Below are 26,099 nucleotides of genomic sequence, written 5' to 3' on the forward strand. Positions count from 1 at the left end.
GTACAAGGAGCGTTCCATGCAGGTTTTTGCCTGTAATTAAAGGATATTTTTGATATGAAGGCCGTGGGCTAAATTGAAGCCCTACATTTGTGAAGGTGGAAGCCTTCAAAAACGTAGCAGATGCATTGCCTGGCGGTTTCCTATAAAGGCAGGACTTGGATTTTCGGTTGGGCAGGGTTCTTGCTGTCATTCCGGCGCGAGCCGCGACAGTCCGGGACCCCCCTGTCAATCGACAATGGATCGCGGCTCCGCCATCCCGCTCCGCAGCGACGCATGGCGGCTCATGCCGACAAGCCGCCATGCGTCGGCTGCGTTTCGCCGTCCGCACTCAGGACGCCAGCCGGCCTTTGGGCAGAAGCCATGAGCTAGCCGCACCAGCGGAAGGAGATCAGGCACATGACCAAGCGCGTGATAACCACCTGCACCCGCGACTGTCCCGGCTGCTGCGGCCTCGTGGCCGAGGTGCGCGGCGGGCGGGTGGTTTCGCTCACGGGCGACCCGGACCATCCCGTGACCCGCGGCCGGGCCTGCGGCAAGACGAACGCCTACGTGAAACGGCTGGCGCACCCCGAGCGCGTGCTGCACCCGCTGCGTAAAAGCAACGGCAAGTCCGGGTCATGGCTGCGCGTATCCTGGGAACATGCCCTTGACGAACTGTCCGAGCGGCTGCAAACGGCCTTGGACAGCCACGGGCCCGAAAGCATCCTGAACTACCAAGGCTTCGGCGAGCGCACGGCGCTCACGATCCTCAACGCCCGCTTCTTCGCCCTGCTCGGCGGAGTAACCACCCTGACCGGCACCCTGTGCAGCGGCACGGCCATCGCGGCCCAGAACCTGGACATGGGCCGGCGCATCTCCCACGATCCCCTGGACCACATGAACGCGAGGGCCATCGTGCTCTGGGGCCGTAATCCGGCCGTGACCCAGGCCCCCATGATGCCGCTCTTGCGCGCCGCCAGAGAGCGCCGGCAGGCGCCCATCCTGCTCATCGATCCAGTGCGCAGCGAGACCGCCAAGGCCCTTGCCGACCACTTCATCCAGCCCAGGCCGGGCACGGACGGCTTTCTGGCCCTGGCCGCCGCGCGCATCGTCTTGGACGAGGGGCTGGAGGACGGCATCTTCCTGGCCAACCACGCGGACCATGCCCATGAGTACCTGGATCTGCTTAGGCAACAGGACCTGGGCCGGCTGCTGGCGGCCTGCGATGTGCCCGAGGCCGACGCGCAACTGCTGGCCAGGACCATGGCCCGGCGACCGGCGGCCGTGCTGCTGGGCTGGGGCCTGCACCGCCACAAGCAGGCACACCACAGCGTGCGGGCCATCGACGCCCTGGCCGCCCTCACGGGCAACATCGGCCTGCCGGGCGGCGGCGTGTCCCAGGGCTTCGACGAGTACGGCCCCTACGATCAGTCCTTGTGGGGCGAGGACCTGCACCCGCCGCGCAGGAAGCTGTCCATGCCGCGCATCGGCGCGGAGATCCTGGCCGCCCAGCAGTCGGAGACGCCCCTGCGGGTAGCGGTGGTCAGCGCGGCCAACCCCGTGTGCATGGCCCCCAACTCCGGACTTGTGGCCAAGGCCCTGGACTCCATCCCCTTCGTGGCCCATCTGGGCCATTTCCTGGACGACACCTCGGACCACGCCGACCTGTTCCTGCCCTGCGCGGCCTTCCTGGAGGAGACGGACATCGTGACCGGCTACGGCCACAACTATGTCGGGCCGGTGAACAAGGCCATGGAAGCGCCGGGAGAGTGCCGGCCCATGTTCCACATCTTACGCGACCTGGCCCGGCGCAACCCGGCCGCGGGCCTGCTCGACCGGCCCGACGAGGAGTGGCTGCGCCGCCTGGTGCGGCCCCTGGAGGACGCCGGCGTGAGCTTTGAAAGCATCATGGCCGGGCCGGTGCGCATTCCCTGGGCGCCCATGGCTCCCTACACTGACCGGCGTTTCCCCACGCATACGGGCAACTTTCGTTTCCTCACGGAGTTCGGCCTGCGGGAGCCCGCCAAGGATGGCGGCTACCACTTCCTGACCACGGGCGGGCCGCGCCAGATCTGCTCCGAACGGACCTTGGACAGCCACACGCCCCTGCCCGTGGTGCGCGTGCACCCCGAGGAGGCTGCCCGGCTGGGCTTGGCCGACGGCGACGAGGCCATGCTCGGCAACGACAAGGCGGAGTTGCGTGTGGCGCTCAAGCTGGACGCGGGCCTGCGCCGGGACACCCTGGCTGCCGAGCGCGGCGGCTGGCTCAAGGCAGGCCACGGCGTGAACCTGCTCACCACGGACGAAGAGAGCGACCTGGGTCGGGGCACGCCCTACTACGGGGCGCGGGTGCGGTTGCGTCAGGGCTGAGGCGCGTCCGCGAAGCTGTTGCAAGTCGAACCTGCTCTCTATGTCGTAATACGCATGAGTTGGTAATCCCCTGCGTCTAGAGCAGATTGCTTTTAAGACGCCCGCTCCGGCGTTGACGGCGCAAGTGAATTGCGCCTACGCCGAAGCTAGCGGCAAGCCATGCCGAGGCATGGCTTGCAGAGCATTTTCAAAAGCAAAATGATCTAACGTAGCATGAGCGATCAAGCCACAGGCAGGCTCTTTGGCAAATCTGGCGATGCATCCATCGTTGTTGCAAAATTTCGGCTTAATGAATCTTTTCGCTTGTTGCTTTTTCCTTCCGCATCATATGATCACGCACCCCTGTCATGCAGCCATTGGAGATTCGCATGCCTTTGCAGCACCCCCGTACGCACATGCGCGGACAGGATAAGTCTGGCCCGCAAACCGAGCAGCGCGCGGCCTCGCCCATATGGTCCCGCCCGTGGGGAAGCTATGCCGCGTTCGTGGGCTTCACTACTTTTACCTTTGCCGCGTTTATCGCCGTGCTCTTCATCTGGATCCATCGCGAGAGCCAGAACCAGATGCGCGAACTCGTGCTCGCACAGGCCCGCTCCCTATTTGAAAGCATCCTCGTGACCCGGCATTGGAACGCCAACCTCGGCGGTGTCTACGCCGTGAAGACCGACGGGGTGCAGTCCAATCCTTACCTGGAGCACCCGGACGTTCAGACCGCGGACGGCCGCACGCTGACTCTCAAGAACCCGGCGCTCATGGTCGTGGAAATTTCTGAACACTCGCGGCAGGAACGGCTGTTTAGCTTTCGCATGGTCGGCGACAGGCCCCTAAACCCGCGCAACGGCCCGGACCAGCTGGAGCGCGTAGGACTGGAGGCCTTCCGGGCCGGGGATGCCGAGTTCTGGCGCATGGAGGATCTGGGGCCGGCCGCGCCGGCCGTGCTGCACTACATGGCGCCCTTGCGCATCGATGCGGGCTGTCTGTCTTGCCATGCCAAGCAGGGTTATGAGGTCGGCGATATCAATGGCGCCATTAGCGTGCGCCTGGATATCAAGGGCGCGCTCGCCCGCCATGATCAATGGTTCCGGCAAGCTGCGACGGCCGCCGCGGCTGCCTCGATGCTCCTGCTTGCCCTGGTGCTGCTTTATTTCCGCAGGCTCAGGAGGCAGATCGCCCAGGCCCAGGACCTTTGCGAGCTGCTGGCCAACACGGACGTGCTCACGGGCGTGCCCAATCGCCGTCAGCTCATGGCCCGCCTGGAGGAGGAGTTGGCTCGCGCCATGCGCACCGGGCAGCCGCTGGCTTGCGCGCTCATGGATGTGGACCACTTCAAGCGCGTCAACGACACTCACGGCCACCAGAAGGGCGACACGGTGCTCAAGGCCTTGGCGCGCATCGCGCGTGAAGCAGTGCGCGGCTACGACGTGGTTGGGCGCTTTGGTGGCGAGGAGTTCCTCCTCGTGCTCCCCGGCACGGACTCGGAGCACGCGATGGAGCTGGCCGAGCGCGTGCGTCTGGCCGTGCATGATCGCCTGGCGACCGAATCCGGCCTGCCGAGCGTCGTGACCATCAGCCTCGGCGTTGCCATGCTGCGGCCCGGCGACAATGTGGAGTCCTTGGTCAAGCGCGCCGACGATGCCCTGTATCGGGCCAAGGAGAAGGGCAGGAACAGGGTCGAGCGGGAAGAGTAGGGCCCCGGGCCTTCATCAGTTGTCTTCCACAAGCATCTCCTCCAACTCCTCCGGCTCGACCTCCTCGTCCAGGTCCAGGTCGAACTCGTCGAAGCTGCGGTCGTCCAGGCGCGGATCGGCCGCGCGGGTGAACTCCTCGCGCGACAGCCCGCCGCTCAGGTCGATGTCGTAGGCCGAGAACTCGTTCATGGGCCCGCGCCAAGCTTCGACTTCGCTCTCGGGCAGTTCCTGGGCCGAGGCCTGCGCAGCCCAAATAGGCAGAAGCAGGCTTGCCGTTAAAATAATGCTCATCGTGCGTAGCATGGCTCCTCCTGTGCGGGTATGGCTTGCCCAACATGCCTTTAGAGCATTTTGCTTTTGAAAATGCTCTGCAAGCCATGCGTCGGCATGGCTTGCCGCTAGCTTCGGCGTAGGCGCAATTCACTTGCGCCGTCAACGCCGGAGCGGGCGTCTTAAAAGCAATCTGCTTTAGTCTAGCGCGGCATGCGGCGATGTCGAACTTTTTCGGGCCAAGGAAGCTGTCTGTCTTCGAGCCAATTTTTATTCCGGGCACGAAAATGCCCGGCCCCCTGAGGAAGGGGGCCGGGGCGGGGGGAGGGGTTAGGGTAAGGGAGCTATCGAAAGCTTATTGCTGCTGGCTGCCGCCGGTGGTCATGCCGTCGGTTTGGCCAGATGTCTGGCTGTCCGTCGAGCTTGGCTGCTCCTCGGTGCTCATTTCCTGCTGGCCTTGAGGAGAATCGGTCATGCCGGGCTGGCTGCCCGTCTGTCCCTGCTCCTGGGTACCCATCTCCTGCTGACCCTGCTGGCCGCCGCCTTCGATGGGAATGGCTTGCTCCTGCATCTGCATCTTGGCCTTGTCGAACTCTTCCTGGTCAAGCACGCCATCCTTATCCACATCGAATTCCTGGTAGAGCCGCTCGGCCTCGGTCTGCTGCTGCGCGGGCACGGCCATCTTGAACTCTTCCTGGCTGACATTCTGATCCTGGTCCACGTCAGCGTCATCGAATTCCATGTCCTGGATATTCTGCTGGCCCTGCTGGGATGCGGCGTCGAACTCGCGCTGGCTGATGACGCCATCCTTGTCCGCATCAAGCTCCTGGAATTCCTTCTGCAGCGGCCCGCTTTGCTGGCCTTGCTGGGTCTGCTGCCCTGCCGGCTGCTCCTGAGCGCCCATCTCCTGCTGTCCTTGCGGGGCTTGGCCGCTTTGCTTGGCCTTATCGAACTCGTCCTGGGAAATGTTCTTGTCCTGGTCAAGATCGTAGGTGGAGAAGTCCGACTGATCCTGACTCTGTTGCTCTTGTTGCTCTTGCTGATCAGTCTCTTGCTGGCTGCTTTCCTTGTCCTCGCCGATGCCGAAGAGCGCGGCGTAGGCTGGAGCCGAAATGAGCATAAGAGCTGCAAGGATGCTGCACAGTTTGGCAAGTCGTTTCATATGACACCTCCATGGATTCGCTTCGATCCGGCTACATGTCTACTTTAGCGTGATAGTCCAAAGCGAATTACAGGGGAAATGATAAAGTCATTGCCGATGAATAAGCCTGTCGGAGAATGGCGGACATTATAATAAGAAAAAATATCCATGCAGTTAATATGCTCCACATGCGTCTAGAATATATCCTGATCGCCAAATAAAACATCCCCATGTCAAAATGAATTGGAATATGTGTTGATATACCAAAATGCTTGCAGAGTGAAATGACGCGTCAATGAAATGATCAAGGCAGTTCGGCGTGTAGGATGCTCAGTATGCGTTAGAGCACCATGCTGCTATCGGAAGGTGGGCTGACTACGGCCGTCAGTGGCGCATCATGGCAAGTCCAAGGCTGGCGAGGGACGATTCTGGAGGCGAGAGGGTTCGACCTTGTCGGCAATCTACGCGCCACGGGCGGCGAAAGGCGCGCCCAATGGCTGTAATGCTGCATGGGCCGCACTGGTAAGGGCTGTGAGCCCTCCAGGCTTGGGGCTTGGGCTGCAGCTGATCACCGGCAAGGGACGCAAAAAAGCGAGCCTTCGGAAGGCTCGCTTTATATGCAGCTTGTCTGTCTCGTTGGCGGAAAGCCCCGGCGGGCTTCCCGACGATCCGTCAGGCCATGGCGACCTTTGCTTGCAGGACTTGGGTCGGAGACACGGCTCGGCCAATGCGTCTGCCGCGCGGCAGGACCTTCATGGAGTGGCCTTCGGCGCGCAGAAACTTGCAGAGCAGATCGCAGGCCTTGGAAGGTCGCGCGGCGTCGCCGGACGTGAAGATGTCCACGGCGGCGTAGCCCAGGGTAGGCCAAGTATGAATGGATATATGGGATTCCGCCAGAAGCCCTAGAGCCGTGACTCCTTGGTTCGGGATCTTGTGGCTGCTCAATTGAAGCAGGGCGGAAAGGGAAGATTCGCTGACCTTGGCGATGGCTTCGCGAATGCGCTGCTCATCGCTCAGAATATCGACCGGGCAGCCGGTCAGTTCGAGAATGCAGTGATTCCCGAGGCTGGCGCTTTTCATCATGGGAATAACCTCCCAGTGCTTAAGTTCGGGGCAAAATCACCCCCTTGAAGATGGGACCTGCCGACACGCGTCGGGGGCTGGGACTGTCTACGTCCACGAATGCAACTCCCTGTTAAAGTTCACAAGCTTCCGGCGGAGGGACTTTCCATCCGTCCGGACGCCGGTTACAGCCGGCTCTGGCGCAACGGACGCAAAAAGGCATCACGTCGCCGCTTCCGATTTTTAAGACATAATTTGGATTGAATCAAGGCGAAACATGGCCTGCGGCCTGTCCAAGCAGATTGTGTAGCATTTCCAGATTCACGCGGTCCTGCTCCAGCCCGTCACCCGAGTCCTTGGGCGTCTCCAGGACCATGGGAAGGTTTACGAAGCGCGCGTCGTTCAGCAGCCGGCGAAATGCCTCCAGCCCAATATTGCCCTGCCCGATGTGCTCGTGACGGTCCACGCGTGAGCCCAGGCTCGTCTTGGCGTCATTCACATGGAACAGGCGCACGCGTTCCAAACCGAATGTCCCGGCAATGGCCGCGAAGGTAGCGGCGTAGCCCTCGTCTGTGCGCAAGTCGAAGCCCGCGGCAAAGGCGTGGCAGGTGTCCAGGCACACGCCTAGCCGTGCGGAATGACGCGAGCAGGTCATGACCTCGGCCAGTTCCTCGAAGCTGCTGCCCAGGCTGCTGCCCTGGCCGGCCGTGTTCTCCAGCAGCACCGTCACGCTTTCCGTGTCTTTGTTCAGGCTGGCCGCTTGCTCCAGGGCGGCGTCCAGGTTCTCCGTCAATTTGGCCAAGCCGTCTGCCACACCCGTTCCCAGGTGTGCGCCGGGGTGCAGCACGAGCAGGGGGATGCCCAACTTGCCGCAGCGCGCCAGCTCCTCGGCAAGGGCCGCACGAGACTTGTCCGCGATCTCGGGCTGGGGCGAGGCCAGGTTGATGAGGTAGGAGTCGTGGCTGGCCATGTGGTGGCCATATCCCCAGGCCTGCACGGCCTGGCGGAAGGCCTCGGCCTCATGGTCCGTGACGGGCGCGGCCTTCCACTGGCGCTGGTTGCGCGTGAAGACCTGCAAGGCCTGGCCGCCAATGGCGGAAATGCGCTCCACGGCCTTGTGCAGGCCGCCGCTCGCGGACATGTGTGCGCCAAGAAACGGCATTGCTGTTCCCTTGTCCTCCTCGGCTCAACCATGCGTTAGGGCCGGGCGGTTTCTCGTTTAGTCGCTCAAAAGGCGGGGATCCGGGGGCCAGGGGTAGTCAATTGCAAGCGCCGAAGGCGAAAGCTGCGACTTACAAATGACTACCGGAGGACCCCATGGTTTCCAAGGCCTTTTCGTATCTGAAGTCGGACATGTATGTGGGGTGAGGTAGACGAACGATGGGGGAATTGAGGTTCGTCCAGGTAACCACGTTACACTTTTTATTCGTTGTTATCTTTTCTTGCCTGATATGATCCATGCATAATTATCTGAATGTCCCAATACATTAATATCAATTGCCTTCAGTTGAAATGATAATCAGAGTAGCTACAAACCAGGCAAGGCGATTACGTTTTTCTTACTATACAGTTAGATACAAATCATAAAATAATCATTCAAAAAATTATGCATCCTTGCTACTGATTAATTAATTTCCAAACTTTTCAGCGCACTAGGAGGTTCTGTAGCCGCGTTATCAGCTCAACCGATTGCCTTGAATCAGAACGAATGCCGAACGCATGGGAGGAGCAGCTTAAAACCCTTGCTGGGGAACGGATTCGATGCTAGGCGGTGTGTGGCTACTATTGTACGACTTCAGTGTCGATAGCCGGCAGCGCAAAAGCCCTCACTCCCCCTAGTAAGGCTCTCTTGGGCCTGGTTATTTATCCAAACAATTAGTGCCTGGTATTTCAAAGCAATTCTTTGCATGCATTTCCATGCTGGGATGCAAATGAAAACCATGATTGCAGATTAAGCATGTCGTCATGCGTATGCTCGAGGCGCAAACTCTGTCTGTATCATTTACAGGCCCTGCTACAGCATTATGTTTCTGAAATACTTTTTATTTAACCGACTTGCCTGGACGAGTTCTGGAGTATGCCGAGTATCGAAACCAATTCGCAAGGCATGCGCTAATTTCCTTGTATCGCCACATTTTGAATACTGTTTTTTATACAGCCACTGCTCTCCTGTAAACGAGCAGGCGTGTCATGACTAATCTAAAAGAAATCAACTCAACGGAACGGCTGCTCAAGGTCATTCGTAATTCCGGGCCGGCGCCGCAGGGCATGTCTCAGCTAGGTTCCAAGTCCGAAGCCGCTGGCCGGACAGGATTCGCGCGGCGAATCATGGATGACGTGCGAGATCTTTCAAGTCGCTTTGCGCTGCGTTCCGCCTCGGCAGTGGGTGTGGAGGTCGAGGACGGCGAGCTGCGCATGGTTAAGATGACAGCCAAAGCCGGCACACGACAGGTCGCCGCCGTGTGCAGAGTGGCGCTGCCGTCGGATATGACCCAGGAAAGCCAGCGTTATCCGGCCTTTCTGCGCGAGCAACTCTGCAGGCATTGCGGTTCCGCGCGCGGGCTTGCCGTATGGACAACCATACCCTCGGACAAGGTTGATGTATGGAACCTCAAGGTTCCGGCGTTGTCCGGCGCGGAGCTGGCCAATGCGGTCTACTGGACGGCCAAGAAGGAACGCTCCTTCGCCGAGGAGCAATCCATTTTCGATTTCGAGGTTCAGGGCGAGGCTGGTGAGCCCGGCAAGTTGCTGGTCACGGCCTATTCGGCCCCCAAGGCCACGGTGGAACGCCTGCGCGAAACATTCGCCAAGGCCGGCTATCCCCTGGCCGGCATCGCCATCCCGGCCTTCGCTCTGCAGAATTACATCCGCTCGGGCTGTCTGGATGATCAAGCCGAGTGCATCGCCATTGTCGACATCAATACCCGCTTTACGCGTATCGACATCGTGCGCCAGGGCAGGCTCCTGCTCAGTCGGGTCATCACCGCAGGCCTGGGCAGCATCATGGAAGAGATCGCCCAGGGCTATGCCGAGCAAGCCAGGGCCAACGACAGCCACTTCAAGGCTCCGCCCCTGAACATGCAGCAAGCCGAGCAGATTTTTTTCCGCGGACTCGGGATTGTGCAAGAGCCGAAACCTGAAGTAGTCGGCAGCGAGCTCACGTCCCAGGAGGCCTTGGAATTGGCCGCTCCTGCAGTGCAGCGGCTGTCGCGCCAAGTGGAACGCACCTTCGACCATTCCCTGCGCATCATGGGCAACCCCCAGGCCACCCGGCTCCTGGTCAAAGGCACGGCAGGCCTGCATCAAGGTGTCATGGACATCCTGTCCGGTCATCTCGGGCTGCCCCCGGAAGTCCTGGACCCATTTGCCAGCCGTTGCCGGCTCATGCCCACGGCCGCCCAGCGGCGTGCCACTGATAAACCTGCCTTGGCCATAGCCTGGGGCCTGGCTCTGGCCAGTGACCGCTGGACGCCCAACCTGCTGAACACCTTCGCCGGCCGGGAGAGCGCCAGGAGGCGGAAGCGCATGGAGGGCCTGGCCACAGCCGCCTGTGTGCTGGGCATGCTGGTCGCCGGCGGATTCTACACCCTGGAGCGCATGGAGCGTTTCGGGCTGGCCCAGGAGGTTCGCGCGCTGGAAACAAGATTTGCGGCCGCCGAGCAGGGGCTATCCCGGAACGAGATGCTGAGCTTGGCCAGCGAGATCAGCCGGCAGCGCAATGAGCACCGGGACGTCCAGCGCAAGCTTTTGCCGGCTGCGGCCGTGGGCGAACTGATCGCTTCCGTGCCGCCTGGCGTAGCCTTGCTGGGGCTGCGCCTGGAGCCCGGCCGGGATACGGAAGGCAAGCCTCAGGAGGGCGTCGTTGCAGTGACCCTGGAGGGCTTGGCGCAGGGCGACCCGGCGGCCAGGGAATCGGCTTTGGCCGTCTATCTGTTGAATCTGCAGGGCTCGTCTCTGTTGCGCGAGACGACTCTTCGCCGCCGGGATGCCGGATCGATGGAGGAGGCCGCTCTGCGTTTCACGATCGCAACCGCCCTATAGAGCCCAAGAACTGTGAACGTCGTTAACATGCGTATCTCCAGGCAAAGCATGGTTCTGGTAGGGATCAGCCTCGTTCTGATCCTGGCCGTCATCCTGTTCGGCATCCTGCCCGAGCGGCACAGCCAGGACGAATTGCGTGCGCGCATGGTCGAGCTCCAGACCGAACTCGACGCCCGCAAAAAACTGCGTCCCCTGCGCAAGTCCCTGGAGCGCGAAAAGGTCGAGGCCAAACTCTTGAGCAGCCTGGCGCTTGCCAGCGAAAAGCGGCCCAGCCTGCCGGTGCAGGATATCGTGTCGACCTTGGCGAAGCTGGCCGACAAAGCCGGATTGAAAGACGCGCGTATCCTGCCGCAACCGGAAACTCTCGATGCCGCGGCCCTGACCATGCGAGTCACGGCCGTCCTAGGCGGCGATCTGGAGTCCTTTCGGAGATTCCTGCTGGTTCTGGCCGCAGCGCCTTTCGTGCAGGATGTGGAAACGCTGGAAATTAGCCGTCCGGATCAGCGGCTGGAATTCGCGGTGGGGCTTCGGCTCAAGCTGGAAAACACGCGACCGGGCAAGGACAAAGCGATCGGGAACGCACGGTCTGGGCAAGCAAATGACCAAGCGTGAGAAAGTGCTAGTCGCCCTGACCATCTTCGCGGCCCTTGGCAGCGGCGCGATGTTGCTGGCCAGCCCCGCAAGCAGGCCACCGGATGTCCGCCAAGAGACCCAGGCCGAAGCCGGCCAAGCATTGGATATCATGGCCGAGCTGCAGTCGCTCGCGGGCCGGCGACAAACCGGTGTCAGACAGCCAGTGGAACTTCAGGCGGCTCTGGAATCCTGGGCCGCCACGGATCCATTCCGATCGCTACCCGCACAGCCGGACGCCCAGGCAGGTAAGCAGGACACTCATGCCGAACCCAAGGCGACAATGGCTTTCAACGGATACATGGAAGCTGGCGCTTTCAGGTTGGCCATCATCGACGGCCTGGAATACCAGGTCGGCGACCTGCTTCCCGATGGCGAGTATCACGTGGCGGTCATCACCAAAAAGGCCGTGACCCTGAAGCGCACTCATGGCGGCGAGCGCGTGACCCTGCCCTATACGGGCGATGAGTAGCCGCAGGAGCATTGATAAAGACATATGACGACCGTAAACCGCGCTCTCAACATGCTGCCGGGCTGCCCGGCCATGCTGACCTTGCTGGTCCTGCTGGCTTTTGTTGCGGGCTGTGCCGATAAGAAACCCGAGCCCGATCCTTTCTTTTCCAAGTGGCAGACCATGGCCCAGGAATCCAGGGGGCACTCGCCCAGTCCCAAGCCGCACGCGCCGGAAATCACCGACATCGGCTCCGAGGGTGCGAGCGCCAAGCCCGCGGCCGTACAGCGGAGCCTGCCGGACGCGCTGGTGACCCTGCGCCTGCGCGACACCGAGGTCTCGGCGGTCCTGCGCGCTCTGGGCCGTCTGGCCAAGGTGAACATGCTGCTGTCCCCGGGCGTGCAGGGTAAGGCAAACCTGGACGTGCGCAACGCGCCCTGGAGCCAAGTCTTCGAAGGCCTGCTCAAGAGCCATGGGCTGACCTGGGCCTGGCAAGGCCAGGTGCTGCGGGTCATAAGCGCCGAGGATCTCCAGCGCGAGGCCTCGGTATCCAACGCCATGGGCGGCAACCTGGCCCTCAGGCAGACCTCGGTGGTCGCCGTGCGCTATGCCGACGCGGCCAAGCTCAAGGAGAACCTCCAGCCCCTGATGACCACCGGCCCCACCGGGCAGCCCATGGGCACCCTCGTGGTGGACGAACACAACAACGCGCTCATCATTCAGGCCGCTCCCGAGGAATCCCGGCGCATACTGCGGCTCGTGGAGCAGCTGGACAAGCCCAGGGCCCAGATCCTGCTCAAGGCGCACATCGTGGAAACCACCAAGGACACGGCCAGGGATCTGGGCGTGCAGTGGGGTGGAGTGTACCAGACCTCCGGCAGCGGGAACAACCTCTTCGCCATTCCGGGCGGCACCAACGGCCGTCTCGAAGACAACAAATGGGTGTATGACAGCACGCTTGGCACAGGCATAGGCGGCCAGGGCTTCGGCGTGAACCTGCCAGCCGATTTGGCGGCAGGGGGCACGCAGCTTGGCCTCATGTTCGGCAAGCTCGGCGGCAGCATTCTGGAGTTGCAGCTCTCCGCATTGCAGGAGAACGGCCGGGTGAACATCCTTTCCTCACCGTCCATCTCGACCCTCGACAACCAGATGGCCTTCACCGAGAACGGCGAGCGCGTGCCTTACGTGGCCACCGATGAAGAGGGCGATCTGAACGTAAAGTTCGAAGATGCCGTGCTGCGCCTGGAGATCACCCCGCACGTCATCGACCGCGAACAGCTCAAGCTCAAGATCCTGGTCAGGAAGGATGAAGTCGACACCTCGCGCACGGTGCAAGGAAACCCGTTCATCATCAAGAAGCGGACCGAGACCGTGCTCGTGGTGGACGACGGGGAGACCGTGGTCATCTCCGGCCTGTCGCGCGACTTTGATTCAAGCCGCGACCAGAAGGTGCCTTGGCTGGGCGACATCCCCCTGCTGGGCCGGCTGTTCCAGCGCAACGTGGACAAGGCTGAAATGGAAGAGGTGCTCATCTTCATCACCCCCCACGTGCTGCCTTTCCGCGCCGCGGCCGCCCCAGCCGGTGCTCCGGCAGCCGGCAAAGCTCCGCGGATGAGGTAAGCCATGGACTACTACACGCTGCTGGACCTGGAGCGGGAGCCTTTCTCCAATTCGCCGGACCCGGACTTTTTTTATGCGACCGCGCAGCATGCAAGCTGCCTGCAGCAGCTCGAAATAGCTCTGCGCCTGCGCCGAGGGCTCAACGTGGTGCTCGGCGAGGTTGGTCTCGGCAAGACCACCCTTTGCCGCCGGCTCCTGTGCGATCTGGCCAGGGACGAGGGCGTGGACGCGCACCTGATCCTGGACCCGGCTCTGCCCAGCGCCGAAGCCATGCTGGCCATGTTGGACGAGATGCTGAGCGGCGCGCCGCCCGTGGGCGGACCCAAACGCAGCCTTGGCGCAGCGCAGCTCAAGGAGCGCATCAAGAGCCGGCTCTTCCGTCTGGCCGTGGACCAGGGGCGCATCGTGGTCCTGTTGGTGGACGAGGCCCAGGAAATTTCGCCCGAATGCCTGGAGGCCCTGCGCGAGCTGCTCAACTACGAGACCAACGAGCACAAGTTGCTGCAGATCGTGCTCTTCGGGCAGCCCGAGTTGGCCGATCTGCTCGCGCGGCAGGAAAACGTGGCTGATCGCGTGAATCTCTTTCTGCGCCTTGCGCCGCTCAGCCAGCGTGAGACGCGCGACCTGATCCTTTTTCGCCTGGCCCAGGCCCGGCGACAGAACCCGGCCAGGCCGGCACTGCGCTTCTCCTTCGGAACCATGCGCGCCATCCAGGCCGTAACGGGCGGCTATCCGCGACGCATCGTGACCTTGTGCCACCGCCTCGTGCTCGCGCTCATCGTTGCTGGCAGCGTCCGCGTCACGCCGCGCCTGGTACACACGGCCAGCCTGGGCATGCCGCCGGCGAGCGAGGCTCGACTGAAGCGCGAGCGTCCGCGCCGCATGCTTGCAGCCGCAGCCAGCATCGTCTTGATCGTCCTGCTTGCGTTGGCCGCCGAGCCAGTCATGCGCCAGCTCATTGCAACCGACACGCTGATCCAGCACTCGACAGGACCGACCTCGATCCGTGCCGCCATTCGAAAGGACGCATCATGAGACGCAAGGCCCGCCTGGGCGAAATGCTCGTGCAAAGCGGCCTGCTGGACAAGGCGACCCTGGATAAAGCCTTACAGGACAAGGCTCGCGGCAAGCGGAAGCTGGGCGAATACCTGGTGGCCAACGGCATCTGCCGCGAGGGCGACATCATCGGCTGCATCAGCCGGCAGATGGGCATAGAGAAGTACCACCCGAGCCGCTTCCCGGTGGACGTGTCCCTGTCCGGGCACATCCCGGCGGACATGGCCCGGCAGCTCAAGCTGGCTCCACTGTCCCTGAACGGCCGGCTGCTACTGCTGGCCATGGTCGATCCCCTGGACATCGAGGCCATGGACAGCGCGGAGTTCGCGTCCAAATGCGAGGTGGATCCGGTCATCTGCTCCGAGCAGGAGCTGAACCAGCTGCACAGTACCATATATGGCCTGTACTCGGGCCTTGGCGACGTATTGGATGGCATGGAAGAGTTGCGCCTGGAGGGTTCGGGCGACGAGGACCGCACGGTCCCGCAGCTTGATCTCAAAACGCGTGACGACCAGGCCGACGTGCCGGCGGTCAAGCTGGTCAACTCCATTCTGATGCAGGCCGTGCAGGAAAGGGCCAGCGATGTGCACATAAGCCCCGAGAAGGAGCGCATGCAAGTGCGTTTCCGCATCGACGGAAAGCTGCAGGAAGTTCCGGCCCCGCCCAAGCGTTTCCTTGCGCCCATGCTCTCGCGCATCAAGCTCCTGGCCGGCATGGACATCGCCGTGACGCGTGCGCCGCAGGACGGCCGTTTCTCGGCGGTCATGGATACCCGCGAGATCAACATCCGCGCATCGTGCATGCCGACCATCCACGGCGAGAACATGGTGCTTCGCCTGCTGGACACCAGCTCCGGCGGCTACGGGCTGGAACAGCTCGGCATGCTTGGGGAGGATCAGGACAGGCTCAAGGCCGCCTGCGCCAGACCGCATGGCTTGATCCTGGTCGCCGGTCCCACGGGCAGCGGCAAGACCACCACGCTCTACGCCATGCTGCGCCTCATCAACACGCCCGAAGCGAACGTCATCACCCTTGAGGACCCGGTGGAGTACCGCATCGCCGGCATCCGCCAGGTGCAGCTCAACCGCAAAGCGGGCATGACCTTCGCCGGCGGCCTGCGCTCCATTCTGCGCCAGGACCCGGACGTGATCATGGTCGGCGAAATACGCGACGCCGAGACCGCCGCCATCGCCGTGCAGGCCGCCCTTACGGGCCATCGCGTGCTGTCCAGCGTGCATACCAACGACGCGTCCGGAGCCATCACCCGCCTGCTGGACATGGGCATTGAGCCGTTCCTCGTGTCATCCGTCCTGCTGGCGGCCGTGGGGCAGCGGCTGTTGCGCCGGGTCTGTCCCACCTGCGCCGAGGAGTACGATCCTGGTCGGACGGCCCTGCGCCAGCTCGGGATGGAAGCTGACAAGACAGCGACCTTCCGGCGCGGGCGGGGCTGCACGCAGTGCATGCAGACAGGCTATCGCGGCCGCGTGGGCATCTACGAGATCCTCATGGCCGATCAGCAGGTGCAGGAGATGATCCTGCGCAAGGCCTCGGCCGGCGAGATCGCCCGCGCCATGACGGCGGCCGGCAAGCTGCGCACCCTGCGCCAGGACGCAATGGACAAGGTCCGGCGCGGCGAGACGACCATCGAGGAAGCCCTTTCAGCGGTCATGTTCTAAGGAACGCGAATGCAGGATTACAGCTACACGGCCATCGACCAGAACGGCGCGCGCGTCACGGGTCGCATCTCCGCCGCGAACGCGGCCGAGGCCATGGAAATCGTGGCGGCCAAGGGACTCATTCCGGCCGGGGTAAGGTCAGGCACGGACTGGAATCCGTTGGCCGGCCTGTTGGGCGGCCTTTTGAGTGGAATCAAGGCCGGCGAGCTGATCCTGTTCACCAAGCAGCTCAAGACCATGTTCGCCGCGGGCGTGCCCGTGCTCACGCTCTTCGAGGTGCTGGAGGAGCAGGCGGCCAACCCGCGGCTCAAGCGCGTCGTGGCCGGCCTGCACCAGGACGTGCGCGCGGGCCGCACCCTGCACGAGGCCTTCTCCAGCCATCCGCGCATCTTTTCGCCGCTGTACTGCAGCATGGTCCGCGCCGGCGAGGTCAGCGGCCGGTTGGGCGACGTGCTGGATCGGCTCATCCGCCTGCTGCAGCACGAGCACAGGATCAAGTCCGACATCCGCAGCGCGCTGCGCTACCCCATGTTCGTGCTGGCCACGCTGACGGCCTCGTTCTTCTTCCTGCTGACCACGGTGGTGCCCAAGTTCATGGGCTTTTTCGACAAGCTCGGGCTGGAGCTGCCCCTGCCCACGCGCATCTGCATCATGCTCTACCAGCTCATCAGCAACTACTGGCCCATGCTGCTGGCCTTGCTGGTCCTGGCCATGGTCAGCCTGCACGCGGCCCTGCGCACTAGGCGCGGAAGCTACGTCAAGGACGCCCTGCTGCTCACGCTGCCTCTCATCGGTCCCGTGCTGCGCAAAGCCGCCATGTCGCGCTTCGCCAGCACCTTCGCCATCCTGCAGGCCAGCGGCGTGTCCGTGCTGGAGTCCCTGGACATCCTGGCCGGCACCATCGGCAACAGCGCCGTCAGCCAGGAGTTCGAACGGCTCAAGGAACAGCTCCAGCAGGGCCGAGGCATAGCCGCGCCCCTGCGCCAGGCGCGCTTCTTCACGCCCATGGTCGTGAACATGGTGGCCATCGGCGAGGAGTCCGGCAATCTGGAAGAGATGCTGCGCGACGTGTCCGCGCACTACGACGAGGAGGTCGGCTATGCCGTGGCGGCCATGTCGCAGGCCATCGGGCCATTGCTCATGATCTGCATGGCCGGCGTGGTCGGCTTCTTCGCCATGGCCATCTTCATGCCCATGTGGGACCTGACCAAGATGGTGCGCTGAGGATGAAAACCGCTGTTCAGGCGGAGTCTATACATTTGGCAAGCTGGGCTTGATCATGCAAAAACGCATCAACATCGCTGGAGGACAACTCATGACCGCTCGCAAACGCGACATCGACAGAAAGGCGCAGGCCGGTTTCACACTCATCGAACTTATCGCCGTCATCGTCATCTTGGGCATTTTGGCTACTGTGGCAGTGCCTAAGTATATTGATTTGCAGAAAGAGGCACGTGCCGCAGCCGTTAAGGGTCTTGCTGGTAATCTTGGCTCTGCTGCAGCCTTGAACTATGCCGCTGAAGTAGCTGGGAACGCATCAGCCGTATCACTTACGAAATGCGCTGAGATTACTAATGTCGCCAACGTAGATTCGAACTTTGCTACGGCCTATACGCTTACGGATACCAGCACGGGTGCAAAGCTTGGGGATACCTTTACCTGCACGATCGTGGATGCCAAGGATTCTGAAGCCACTGCGACTTTTACTGGAATCTACGTTCCTTAATCAGGGTATGCGTGGCCGCGCCAGAGCGTGTTCAGCTTTGGCGCGGCCTCCGGCTTCTGTTCACGGCAGACTCTGTTGACTTATGTTATGACAGACAACTCCGGTTTCACTTTTATCGAACTCATCGCCGTGATCGCCATCCTCGGCATCCTGGCGGTGACGGCCATCAGCTCTATTTCGCCCGATGCCGAGCCAATGGCGGTCGAGGACGCGCTCAAGGCGCACCTGCGCTTCGCCCAGGCCAGGGCCATGAGTGAGGACCCGCAAGGAAGCTGGGGCATCCAGCTTAACGCGAATTCCTACGTGCTCCTGGACAACGGCGCGACCGCCACTTCCACTGTCTTCCCCGGCACGGATTCGGCTACGTACGCTTGGCCTGCCGGCGTGAGCATCGCCGGCGGGAACGGAGCCCTGACCTTCGATTACCGTGGCGCGCCCAGCTTCAACGGTACGCCCCTCGCCGCCAATCACGTCGTGACCTTCTCAATCGGCCGCAGCATGACCATCACCAAGGGCACGGGGTACGTGCAGTGAAATCCGTCATCAGGACCGATTGCACGCGCCGTTCAGCGCGCCGCTCCCTGCCGCGCTTCACATCCTCCACATCAGGGGGCTTCACACTCATCGAGATGATCGTGACCCTGACCATTACGGCCTTGGCCGCGACCATGCTGTTCACCTTCATGGGACCGGCCGTGACCCGCAGCCACGAACCCGTGGGCAGGCTGGATGCGGACATGGCCCTGGCGGCGGTGGCGGCCAACGTGCGGATGCGCTACGCGGCGCTGGGCACGCCCGGCGACACCGCCTGGGACAACTTCACCGACGGCCTCGGCGCGGAAGGATCGGACCAGAACAACACCTATGGAGCGTATACGGTTGTCCAGAAGCGCTGGATCACCTTCGACACTTCGGGCATCGAGGTCGACCTGACGGGCAACACAGGCCATGCGGCTTACGGCAAATTTCTCAAGCTGATCATCGACAACGGCGGACAGCCGCTGGTGCTGCTCCTGAGCAGGCAGGGCACTTGAGCATGCGGCGCGACGCAGGCTTCACCCTCCTTGAGCTTATATTGGTCATCGCACTGGTCGGCATATTGTCCGTGCTGGGCAGCTTGGGGCTATCCGGCGTCTTTCAGGGTTATTTCCTGGCCGAAGGCAATGCCGAACTGACGCAGAAGGGCCAACTCGCGCTCATGCGCCTGACCAAGGATTTGTCCTACACCGTGAAGAGCGGTATCACCGCCGGAACGGACACCTCCATCACCTTCAGTGTTCACATTCCCAACACCGTGGGAGGTATGAGCAGCGAAACCGTCAGCGTGGAATTGGATCCGGGAAACGCCACACGCCTGCTGCTCAACGACGACTTGCTGGCGGATGGGGTCACAAGCTTCCAACTGCGCTACTGCAACGCCATGCTCTCCTGCACGGCGGCCCCGAGCACGGATACCCGAGCCATCGAAATCACCTTGGAGTTGACCAGCCAGGGCATCTCGGAATCCTTCACCACCCGCGTGGCTCCGCCGGGCCTGGCCGAGTAGCGGGATGAGCATGGACGCACGCAGCCCGCGACATTCCCGTTCCTCAGCCGGCTTCATCCTCATCTATCTCATGGTGGCCATGGCCCTTGTCGCCGCTCTTGCGGCCGGCGTGATGGTCCTGTCCACTTCATCCGCCACCGGTCAGGTGGAAACCGGGCGGCAGTTGCAGGCCATGCATCTGGCCCAGGCCGGAGTGGATTACGCCAAGGCGCACAAAAAAGCCTGGTTCACGGACATGGCGACCAAGGGCGGCATGTCGTTCGACCTGGGAGGCTCTGGGCTCTTCATGCTCCAAGTCGCCAATAACGGCGACGGCACTTTTGATATGGCTTCCACGGGCATAAGTGGACAAAGCACGTCCTTCGAAGCAAACTACGAAACGCATGCGACGGGTTATACACCGGAGGACGACTCCGGCACCCCAGGCGACCCATCGGACGAATACCCCACGCCCACCGAAGTCGTCGACTACACCCTTTTCACTTCGGACACGCCCCTTTCCGTCAGCAATCAGGGCACTATCGACGGCAGCGTTGCGGGAGCCAGCGTCACGCTCGGCAACCAGGTCGAGGTCACGGGCAGCGTGCGTTCCGAATCCACTGTCAGGCTGATCAACCACTCTTCGATCGGCGGCAACATTTGCGCGGCGGATGATGTGTTCATGGAAAACCATACCGAGGTGGGCGGGGAGATCCACACCCAAGGCGACCTCGAAGTGGGCAGCAACGAAGCCACCGTGCACGGGAGCGTATATGTCGCCGGCAACGTGATCCTGCGCAACCGAGCCAGGATCCTGGGCGACGTGCATGCAGGCGGGGACGTCGAGCTGGGCTCCAACAACAGTCTCGTGGCGGGGAACATATACTCCGGCGGCAATGTAATTCTCAACAACGCCGCCACCGTGGTTGGAGACGTGCATGCGGCCGGGAACATCAACGTCAACTGGGGCGGCACCATCGAAGGCGACGCCATCGCGGGCGGCACGGTCACGGTCAATTCCACGGGTGGGCAGGTGAATGGCTCGCGCTCTCCGAGAATGCCGTCCCCGCCGAGGATCATGCCCACGCCACCCAAGTCTTGCGGCGCGGTCACCATGCCCAAGCTGCAAACCTTCTTCTCCGATCCCAGCAATAACGTGACTATCGGCTGGGACAAGGACAGCTCGAAGCCCCTGGCTCCGGGTACTTATGGCGCGTTGACTCTGGGTGGGCAGAACAGGCTCTATCTGTCCTCGGGCGACGAGTGCGCCGACCCGTGCGCCTCCAGCTGCGTGGATTACGTCTTTTCCTCCGTCTCCGCCGGGACGCAGCCTGATCTTTTCCTGGATCTCTCGGGCACGGACGGCGCATGCAATCCGGACAACTCACGAGACTTCTTGACAATACTCGTATCCGGCGATGTCACCTGGGGTGACGGCATGACTATTCAGGTTTCCTGCGACGGCAAGAACTACAAGCCGTTTGACTCCGCCGACCCCAAGCTGGCCGCCCTTGTCTACATCGAGAGCCACGGCAGCTTTACGCTCAAGAACCAGAGCCCATGGTTCGGCACCATCCTGACCAAAAACAACCTTACCTTCGTCAACCAGACCAAGCTCATCGGCTCGTATCACACCCTGGACGGCACCGCGGATACAGGCAACCAGCCGTACATCAAGTACGTCAAATCTGTCTTTGCCGACCAGTGCTGGGACTGATCAGCCGTCCCGCTCCAAAACCACGCAATCGAAGGAGTATCCCTGTGCCGCGTATCGAAGCCTTCCTGCGCAAGCTCATCGAAGAGGGCGGTTCTGACCTGCACCTGTCCAGCGGCGCGCAGCCCATCATTCGCCTGCACGGCAAGCTGGAGCCCCTAGGCCGCGAGCCCATGGTTCCAGCGGAGTTGGACGAACTGCTGCGCGAGATCGCACGCGAGGACAAGATCCGGGAATTCGAGGCCTGCGGTGATGTGGATTTCGGCTACGAAATCAAGGGGCTGGGCCGCTTCCGCGTGAACTACTTCCGCCAGATGCGCGGCATGTCCGCGGCGTTTCGCGTGGTGCCCGAGCGCGTGCCGAGCATGGACGAACTGCGCCTGCCGGCAATCCTCAAGGACTTGGCCATGCTGCCCAAGGGGCTTGTGCTCGTGACCGGGCCAACGGGCAGCGGCAAGTCCACCACCCTGGCGGCCATGATCGACCACGCCAACCAGCACCGCCGCGAGCACATCATCACCATCGAGGACCCGGTGGAGTTCGTGCACCAGAGCAAGGGCTGCCTGGTGCAGCAGCGCGAGGTCGGCCGCGACACGAAGAGCTTCCAGGCCGCCCTGCGCGGAGCCCTGCGCGAGGACCCGGACATCATTCTTGTGGGCGAGATGCGTGACCGCGAGACCATCGCCCTGGCCCTGGAGGCCGCCGAGACGGGCCATCTGGTCTTGTCCACCCTGCATACCGTATCCGCGGCCAAGACCGTGGACCGCATCATCGAGGTCTTTCCCGGCGACATGCAGAGCCAGATCCGCTCCAGCCTGTCCGAGTCGCTGCGCGCCGTGGTCTCGCAGGTGCTGTTCACCCGCGCGGACAGGCCCGGCCGGGTCGCCGCGCTGGAACTGCTGCTGGCCGTGCCGGCCGTGCGCAACCTCATCCGCGAGAACAAGACCTACCAGCTGCCTTCGCTCATCCAGATGGGCAAGGCCCAGGGCATGCAGCACCTGGACGAGCAGATCCAGAAGCTCCTGGACAGCGGCATGGTCACCCCCCAGGACGCCCTTGTCCAAGCCGTGGACAAGAAGCGCTTCGCGCGCCAGGGCGACGGAAGGCTCATGGGCTCCATGTTCAGCGAGTAGCCGGCGCGTGTCATCCCGGTCAGGCGCCGGTTGCTTTCCTATGTATTGGCTATTGATTTGAATAACTTGTGAGGATAAAGAACATCTGCCTGTGCGTAATGCGTCTTTGTCGTTGAATTATCAATAGAAATTTATTGTTCCCATTGTCCAGGAAGCTGCTAGCCTGGACTTTTCGGCATGTGGTTGCCGTCGGCTTTCGGCGGCTGAAAGCAACGTCTACGTTTTATTCATCGCCTATGTTCATGGACCTGCACATCCGCAGGGCAACAAAGCCCGACATATCGATCTTGGCCGCCATCCTGGACTGCTCCTGGTTGGCCTCATGCCCGAATTTTCTTCCCGGCGAGTGCGTGCGCCGCTGGGTGGAAGACGGCCGGGCGCGCCGCCAGGCCGAGGCGATCCAGCCCCGCAGTCTGCTGGTCGAAAATGGCGCGGGAGAGCCGCTCGGCTTCATCTCCGTGCGCGGCGGACTGCTGGAGATGCTCTGGGTCGTGCCCCAGGCTTGGGGCCGCGGCATCGGCTCCGCATTGCTGGGCCAGGCCGAGGGCTTGATCCGCGGCCGTGGGCATCGGCGCGGGCAACTCATGACCTATCGCGACAACACCCGCGCCCTGGCCTTCTACCAGGCCAAGGGCTGGCGGCCGATCAAGGAGTTCGTGGAGATCGCGCCCGGCGGGGTGCTGCTGCCCGTGCTGCGGCTGGAAAAGGACCTCTACGGCGCCGAGACCGCCGCTCCCAGGGCCGGATCATCCCCAAGCACGTCATTGTCCGCGGCCTCGAAGCAGAGCGCCACGGTTCCGCCCTCGGCCTGTGCTCCGCGCGTGCGGTGACGAACCCCTTTGGGCACCATGATAATCTGCCCCGGCCTCAATTCCTCGGTGAGATCCTCGAAATCCACGCATAAGGTTCCCTGGACCACGTAGAAGACTTCGTCGCTCTTTGTGTGCACGTGCCAATGGTAATCGCCGCGCAGCACGCTCACGCGCAGCACGTGATCGTTGACCTCGGCGGCGACGAAATTCCTCCAATCCTCATGCACATCGCGCACGAGTGTGGCTATGTCCAGCTTGCGGGGGGTCTCCACGCGCTCCTCCTTTCCGGCATCGGTTGCAGCGGTTGTGTTGAATTGCCGCACCTGCGGACGATCGGTCCGTGAGCCTCGGCCAGGAGCGTCGGGATCTTGGCCGCCATGTCGAAGCAAAGGAACACGGCAGTGTGCGGATTTGCATTAAGTATTTAACATTCATCGTAAATTGTCATGTTCGTTTTATGGCTTAAGCTCCCTTGGACAGACAGGTCTGTTGTCCTTCAAGCCAGGCGGTCGCACCATGCTTCGCCATATCAAGCGCTTAAAAGTTTTACGCACTCAAGTCTGTGTACAAGTACGTCAACTACTTGAAAAAGCATATAAAAATACATGTTCCTTGCGCACTTCGCGCCGTACTGGCATGCTTGGGCCACGGGGGAAGCAATGGAGAATACGCGTTTGGCCGCCAAGCTCGATTTGCTCAGGCAGCGTCTGACCGCATTGTCACCGGGGCTGCTGGCCCTGTCCGGCGGACTGGATTCGCGCGTATTGGCGCACCTGGCCTGGAGTTGGGAACTGGAGTTCCGTGCCGTGCACGTGCGCGGGCCGCATGTGCCGCCGGCCGAGACCGCGTATGCCCTGGCCTGGGTTGCAAGCCTGGGAAAGACGTTGGAAATCCTGGACGTTGATCCGCTTGCGCACGAAGGCGTGTGCGTAAATGATAAAACTCGTTGTTATCATTGCAAAAAAGCCATGTTCCAAACTCTTGGCGCATTGGCCGAGCGCTTGGGCCTGAGCTGCATGATCGAGGGCAGCCAGGCTTCGGATGCCATGGTTTATCGGCCTGGTCGCCAAGCCTTGGCGGAGTTGGGCATTGTCAGCCCCATGGCCGAAGTGGACTTGTCCAAGCCCGAGCTGCGCGCCATCGCCCGCTCAGCTGGCATGGCCGATCCGGAGCAGGCCGCGCGGCCCTGCCTGCTGACCCGCCTGGAGTACGGCCTGCGGCCCACGCAAGACATGTTGGCGCAGCTGGCCGCCTGCGAGGCCGAGCTGGCCGTTATGGGTCTGCTTGATTTCCGCTTGCGCATGCACCGTGCCGGCCGTGCCGTGCTGCAAGTCTCCATGACCGAAGCCGGCTTGGCCGAGCGCCTGGCCCGCCCGATATCCGAGGCCTTGCAGCGCCATGGTCTCGGCCATGCCGAACTGCTGGTCACCGGCTCAGTGAGCGGCTATTTCGACAATTGAGGTGCTTTCGTAAGGATTGGGCGCAATGGCACCTGGCTTGGGCGGGTCGCAAGGGCGCGCCGCTGGCTGATCGTCAATAGCCCTCCTGAAACCATCCAGCGGACAAATGCGGAGCCCAGGGGACTATGGTCCCTGACGGGGTGGGTTGTGGAGAGGAGCGAGCCACCCTGGCAGGGCGGCGCGCTCCTCTCCATAAAACAGCTTCCGGAAAAACCCTACGTAGGGCGCAATTTGCTAGGCTTGTCCATGGGCGCGGGCTCTTCCTGGGCCATGTTCTCGGAGCGCGGCCGCGTGTCGCCCACTGTCGGGTGGCCCACTCCGGGGGATGAGGCACCCCGCCATTCGGCGGACGTGCTTGTGCCCGACTCGGCGCTCATGCGGCTTTCGGCCTCTCCGGCCTTGGCTTCCATGCGCTCGCGAGCCTCGTGGACCTTTTCCGTAGCCTTTTCGGCAGCATGATGCAGCCGCTCGCTGCCCGCCTCCTGCACCGAGGAGAGCATCTTGTCGCGATAGGGGCCCATGGTTTCGTGCTCCCAGCGCGACTCCTTGAAGGCCAAGCCAGCCAGAGCGCCGGCAGCCATAACCGCCAGGCCCATGCCCAGGGGGTTGTGTTCGTAACGGCTATGCAGCGATTGACCAGCGTGCGCGGCCCGCTCGCGGCCCGACTCGTAGTAGCGCCTGGCCGATTCGCGGTACTGGCCGGCCTTGTCGCTCATGCGCGCCCGGTACTCTTCGGCTGTCTCGCTCAAGCGCTCCCGGTATTCGTGGGCTTTCTCGCCCATCTGCTCGCGCATCTCCTGGGCCTTTTCGCCCATGCGTTCGCGATACTCTTGAGCTGTCTCGCCTATCCGCGCGCCGGCGCGCTCTTGCTCGGCCGGGCGGCCGGTCGCCATGGAGGAGTAAATGCCCACTGTTCCGCAGGGCGAAGCCGTGGTTTCCATGCGTTCAGGATAGTCAGAGCGCAGGCCCTGCGAGGAAACCATGTAGCCGTAATCATAGCCATGGCGCTCCTCGCGTGCCTTCTCGCGCGAGCCCCACATGAGCCAGCCGATGCCGATGGCGGTCATGGCGGCGGGAATGGGGTTGTCCTTGATGCGTTCCTTCATCGAGCGACTGTAGCCTTTTGCTTTCATGCTCATGTTCTCCGCCATGTTTTTGGCCCTGCCCACAGTCGCCTCACGCACCTGCTCCTTGGCTTGGGCCTTGAGCCGTTCCGGATCGAGCCGCGTGCGAACCTCGCCGGCGGTCACGCTCATCTCGGCGCGCGCGCGGCGAATATCGGCCATGATCTCGTCGGGGTCTCTTTTGTGATTGCCCGCTTGCCGTGCGCGGGTCAGCTCACTTGGCTCTTGAGCCATTCCCTGTCCTCCTTGAGCGATTGAACCGTGCGCTCTGGTGTCAGATCCACTTTCTTCATCTTGGAGTAACCGGAGGCCGCCAAGGCCGCGCCGATTGCGCTGACCAGCCCGCCCACGATGAGCGCGGCGGCCCAGAAGGGCATGGCCAGGGCCAGAGCGGCCGTCAGGGCCAGCAGCAGGAACAGGAAGCCGGCAAAGCCCAGCACTCCGCCCACGGCCACCAGCACGCCATCCTTGGCCAGCTTGGATGTCTTTTCCGACATTTCGGCCTTGGCCAGTTCCACGGTCTGAGTGAGGACGCGTTGGAAGTCGTGGTATAAATTCGAGATCAACTCGCCCACTCCGCGCTCGGGATAGTCTTGGCGCAGCATATTGCTATCCTCCTGC

At 62.4% G+C, this 26,099-nt stretch carries 24 protein-coding genes; 17 read left to right on the top strand and 7 right to left on the bottom strand.

From position 1 onward, the window contains the following. Positions 1–396 precede the first annotated feature (396 nt). Both H585_RS0115000 and H585_RS0115005 read left to right on the top strand, forming a co-directional pair. The gene (locus H585_RS0115000) at positions 397–2,349 is read left to right on the top strand and encodes a molybdopterin-dependent oxidoreductase (RefSeq protein ID WP_027368405.1); all 1,953 of its coding nucleotides are present in this window, start codon (positions 397–399) and stop codon (positions 2,347–2,349) included. A gap of 368 nt (positions 2,350–2,717) precedes the next feature. Further along, complete coding sequence (locus tag H585_RS0115005) at positions 2,718–4,037, top strand: GGDEF domain-containing protein (protein ID WP_027368406.1); 1,320 nt, start codon at positions 2,718–2,720, stop codon at positions 4,035–4,037. 15 nt (positions 4,038–4,052) lie between these two features. Here the strand turns inward: H585_RS0115005 and H585_RS0115010 are convergent, their stop codons facing one another. The 4 genes from H585_RS0115010 to H585_RS0115025 all read right to left on the bottom strand — a co-directional run bounded on the left by H585_RS0115010 (position 4,053) and on the right by H585_RS0115025 (position 7,672). Continuing rightward, on the bottom strand, positions 4,053–4,340 hold the full coding sequence (locus H585_RS0115010; protein ID WP_027368407.1) for a hypothetical protein: 288 nt from the start codon (positions 4,338–4,340) through the stop codon (positions 4,053–4,055). A gap of 322 nt (positions 4,341–4,662) precedes the next feature. Continuing rightward, positions 4,663–5,469: an EF-hand domain-containing protein gene (locus H585_RS0115015; RefSeq protein WP_027368408.1), complete on the bottom strand. Its 807-nt coding sequence runs from the start codon at positions 5,467–5,469 to the stop codon at positions 4,663–4,665. A gap of 651 nt (positions 5,470–6,120) precedes the next feature. Continuing rightward, the gene (speD, locus tag H585_RS0115020) at positions 6,121–6,531 is read right to left on the bottom strand and encodes an adenosylmethionine decarboxylase (protein WP_014259067.1); all 411 of its coding nucleotides are present in this window, start codon (positions 6,529–6,531) and stop codon (positions 6,121–6,123) included. Between the two features lie 244 nt (positions 6,532–6,775). Continuing rightward, complete coding sequence (locus tag H585_RS0115025; protein WP_027368409.1) at positions 6,776–7,672, bottom strand: deoxyribonuclease IV; 897 nt, start codon at positions 7,670–7,672, stop codon at positions 6,776–6,778. Between the two features lie 1,028 nt (positions 7,673–8,700). Between H585_RS0115025 and pilM the strand changes: the two genes are divergently transcribed. The 14 genes from pilM (at position 8,701) to H585_RS0115095 (ending at position 22,912) form a co-directional block, all read left to right on the top strand. Further along, on the top strand, positions 8,701–10,551 hold the full coding sequence (gene pilM, locus H585_RS0115030; RefSeq protein ID WP_027368410.1) for a pilus assembly protein PilM: 1,851 nt from the start codon (positions 8,701–8,703) through the stop codon (positions 10,549–10,551). A 48-nt stretch (positions 10,552–10,599) separates the two neighbouring features. Beyond that, positions 10,600–11,163 carry a hypothetical protein gene (locus H585_RS0115035; protein WP_244432568.1) on the top strand — a complete coding sequence of 188 codons (564 nt, stop codon included), beginning with the start codon at positions 10,600–10,602 and terminating at the stop codon, positions 11,161–11,163. After that, entirely contained in the window at positions 11,150–11,653 is a 504-nt protein-coding gene (locus tag H585_RS0115040) for a hypothetical protein (RefSeq protein ID WP_027368412.1), read from the top strand. The genes H585_RS0115035 and H585_RS0115040 overlap by 14 nt, the downstream gene beginning before the upstream one ends. A gap of 24 nt (positions 11,654–11,677) precedes the next feature. After that, positions 11,678–13,252 (top strand): type IV pilus secretin PilQ, encoded by a 1,575-nt coding sequence (pilQ, locus tag H585_RS0115045; RefSeq protein WP_027368413.1) that lies wholly within the window; start codon positions 11,678–11,680, stop codon positions 13,250–13,252. Positions 13,253–13,255: 3 nt separating this feature from the next. After that, on the top strand, positions 13,256–14,287 hold the full coding sequence (locus H585_RS0115050; RefSeq protein WP_027368414.1) for an ExeA family protein: 1,032 nt from the start codon (positions 13,256–13,258) through the stop codon (positions 14,285–14,287). After that, positions 14,284–15,984, top strand: a complete 1,701-nt coding sequence (locus H585_RS0115055) for a GspE/PulE family protein (RefSeq protein ID WP_027368415.1) — start codon at positions 14,284–14,286, stop codon at positions 15,982–15,984. The genes H585_RS0115050 and H585_RS0115055 overlap by 4 nt, the downstream gene beginning before the upstream one ends. A 9-nt stretch (positions 15,985–15,993) precedes the next feature. Further along, on the top strand, positions 15,994–17,208 hold the full coding sequence (locus H585_RS0115060; protein ID WP_027368416.1) for a type II secretion system F family protein: 1,215 nt from the start codon (positions 15,994–15,996) through the stop codon (positions 17,206–17,208). A gap of 91 nt (positions 17,209–17,299) precedes the next feature. Further along, a complete protein-coding gene (locus H585_RS23850) occupies positions 17,300–17,710 on the top strand; it encodes a pilin (protein ID WP_051183179.1) in 411 nt (136 codons plus the stop codon). Positions 17,711–17,797: 87 nt separating this feature from the next. After that, positions 17,798–18,244: a pilus assembly FimT family protein gene (locus H585_RS0115070; RefSeq protein ID WP_034628214.1), complete on the top strand. Its 447-nt coding sequence runs from the start codon at positions 17,798–17,800 to the stop codon at positions 18,242–18,244. Next, positions 18,241–18,744: a PulJ/GspJ family protein gene (locus H585_RS0115075; RefSeq protein ID WP_027368419.1), complete on the top strand. Its 504-nt coding sequence runs from the start codon at positions 18,241–18,243 to the stop codon at positions 18,742–18,744. The genes H585_RS0115070 and H585_RS0115075 overlap by 4 nt, the downstream gene beginning before the upstream one ends. A 2-nt stretch (positions 18,745–18,746) precedes the next feature. Continuing rightward, positions 18,747–19,256 carry a PulJ/GspJ family protein gene (locus H585_RS0115080; protein ID WP_027368420.1) on the top strand — a complete coding sequence of 170 codons (510 nt, stop codon included), beginning with the start codon at positions 18,747–18,749 and terminating at the stop codon, positions 19,254–19,256. Positions 19,257–19,266: 10 nt separating this feature from the next. Further along, positions 19,267–20,952 carry a polymer-forming cytoskeletal protein gene (locus H585_RS0115085; protein WP_027368421.1) on the top strand — a complete coding sequence of 562 codons (1,686 nt, stop codon included), beginning with the start codon at positions 19,267–19,269 and terminating at the stop codon, positions 20,950–20,952. A 44-nt stretch (positions 20,953–20,996) separates the two neighbouring features. After that, positions 20,997–22,082 (top strand): type IV pilus twitching motility protein PilT, encoded by a 1,086-nt coding sequence (locus H585_RS0115090; RefSeq protein WP_027368422.1) that lies wholly within the window; start codon positions 20,997–20,999, stop codon positions 22,080–22,082. 242 nt (positions 22,083–22,324) lie between these two features. Then, positions 22,325–22,912, top strand: coding sequence for a GNAT family N-acetyltransferase (locus tag H585_RS0115095; protein ID WP_027368423.1), 588 nt, complete (start codon positions 22,325–22,327; stop codon positions 22,910–22,912). Here H585_RS0115095 and H585_RS22670 read toward each other — a convergent pair. Continuing rightward, positions 22,795–23,166, bottom strand: a complete 372-nt coding sequence (locus H585_RS22670; RefSeq protein ID WP_138708206.1) for a cupin domain-containing protein — start codon at positions 23,164–23,166, stop codon at positions 22,795–22,797. The two genes, H585_RS0115095 and H585_RS22670, sit on opposite strands and share 118 nt — an antisense overlap. Positions 23,167–23,553: 387 nt before the next feature. Here H585_RS22670 and larE point away from each other — a divergent pair, with 387 nt between their 5' ends. After that, positions 23,554–24,354 carry an ATP-dependent sacrificial sulfur transferase LarE gene (larE, locus tag H585_RS0115105; RefSeq protein ID WP_027368425.1) on the top strand — a complete coding sequence of 267 codons (801 nt, stop codon included), beginning with the start codon at positions 23,554–23,556 and terminating at the stop codon, positions 24,352–24,354. A gap of 215 nt (positions 24,355–24,569) precedes the next feature. On the opposite strand, the gene H585_RS0115110 is transcribed toward larE, so the two are convergent. After that, entirely contained in the window at positions 24,570–25,712 is a 1,143-nt protein-coding gene (locus H585_RS0115110) for a DUF3618 domain-containing protein (RefSeq protein ID WP_027368426.1), read from the bottom strand. Next, positions 25,688–26,083 carry a phage holin family protein gene (locus H585_RS0115115; protein WP_014259047.1) on the bottom strand — a complete coding sequence of 132 codons (396 nt, stop codon included), beginning with the start codon at positions 26,081–26,083 and terminating at the stop codon, positions 25,688–25,690. The genes H585_RS0115110 and H585_RS0115115 overlap by 25 nt, the downstream gene beginning before the upstream one ends. Positions 26,084–26,099: the final 16 nt, after the last annotated feature.

The organism is Desulfocurvibacter africanus subsp. africanus DSM 2603 (genome assembly GCF_000422545.1).
In the GTDB taxonomy this organism is placed as follows: Bacteria; Desulfobacterota; Desulfovibrionia; order Desulfovibrionales; family Desulfovibrionaceae; genus Desulfocurvibacter; species Desulfocurvibacter africanus.

Excerpts from the sequence above, each read along its gene's own strand:
- H585_RS0115095 (WP_027368423.1), top strand. The coding sequence starts at position 22,325 with ATGGACCTGCACATCCGCAGGGCAACAAAGCCCGACATATCGATCTTG.
- pilQ (WP_027368413.1), top strand. The coding sequence starts at position 11,678 with ATGACGACCGTAAACCGCGCTCTCAACATGCTGCCGGGCTGCCCGGCC.
- H585_RS23850 (WP_051183179.1), top strand. The coding sequence starts at position 17,300 with ATGACCGCTCGCAAACGCGACATCGACAGAAAGGCGCAGGCCGGTTTC.
- H585_RS0115115 (WP_014259047.1), bottom strand. The coding sequence starts at position 26,083 with ATGCTGCGCCAAGACTATCCCGAGCGCGGAGTGGGCGAGTTGATCTCG.
- H585_RS0115015 (WP_027368408.1), bottom strand. The coding sequence starts at position 5,469 with ATGAAACGACTTGCCAAACTGTGCAGCATCCTTGCAGCTCTTATGCTC.
- H585_RS0115035 (WP_244432568.1), top strand. The coding sequence starts at position 10,600 with ATGGTTCTGGTAGGGATCAGCCTCGTTCTGATCCTGGCCGTCATCCTG.
- H585_RS0115110 (WP_027368426.1), bottom strand. The coding sequence starts at position 25,712 with ATGGCTCAAGAGCCAAGTGAGCTGACCCGCGCACGGCAAGCGGGCAAT.
- H585_RS0115070 (WP_034628214.1), top strand. The coding sequence starts at position 17,798 with ATGACAGACAACTCCGGTTTCACTTTTATCGAACTCATCGCCGTGATC.
- H585_RS0115060 (WP_027368416.1), top strand. The coding sequence starts at position 15,994 with ATGCAGGATTACAGCTACACGGCCATCGACCAGAACGGCGCGCGCGTC.
- larE (WP_027368425.1), top strand. The coding sequence starts at position 23,554 with ATGGAGAATACGCGTTTGGCCGCCAAGCTCGATTTGCTCAGGCAGCGT.
- H585_RS0115050 (WP_027368414.1), top strand. The coding sequence starts at position 13,256 with ATGGACTACTACACGCTGCTGGACCTGGAGCGGGAGCCTTTCTCCAAT.
- H585_RS0115055 (WP_027368415.1), top strand. The coding sequence starts at position 14,284 with ATGAGACGCAAGGCCCGCCTGGGCGAAATGCTCGTGCAAAGCGGCCTG.
- pilM (WP_027368410.1), top strand. The coding sequence starts at position 8,701 with ATGACTAATCTAAAAGAAATCAACTCAACGGAACGGCTGCTCAAGGTC.
- H585_RS0115085 (WP_027368421.1), top strand. The coding sequence starts at position 19,267 with ATGGACGCACGCAGCCCGCGACATTCCCGTTCCTCAGCCGGCTTCATC.
- H585_RS0115005 (WP_027368406.1), top strand. The coding sequence starts at position 2,718 with ATGCCTTTGCAGCACCCCCGTACGCACATGCGCGGACAGGATAAGTCT.
- H585_RS0115025 (WP_027368409.1), bottom strand. The coding sequence starts at position 7,672 with ATGCCGTTTCTTGGCGCACACATGTCCGCGAGCGGCGGCCTGCACAAG.
- H585_RS0115000 (WP_027368405.1), top strand. The coding sequence starts at position 397 with ATGACCAAGCGCGTGATAACCACCTGCACCCGCGACTGTCCCGGCTGC.
- speD (WP_014259067.1), bottom strand. The coding sequence starts at position 6,531 with ATGATGAAAAGCGCCAGCCTCGGGAATCACTGCATTCTCGAACTGACC.
- H585_RS0115040 (WP_027368412.1), top strand. The coding sequence starts at position 11,150 with ATGACCAAGCGTGAGAAAGTGCTAGTCGCCCTGACCATCTTCGCGGCC.
- H585_RS0115010 (WP_027368407.1), bottom strand. The coding sequence starts at position 4,340 with ATGCTACGCACGATGAGCATTATTTTAACGGCAAGCCTGCTTCTGCCT.
- H585_RS0115080 (WP_027368420.1), top strand. The coding sequence starts at position 18,747 with ATGCGGCGCGACGCAGGCTTCACCCTCCTTGAGCTTATATTGGTCATC.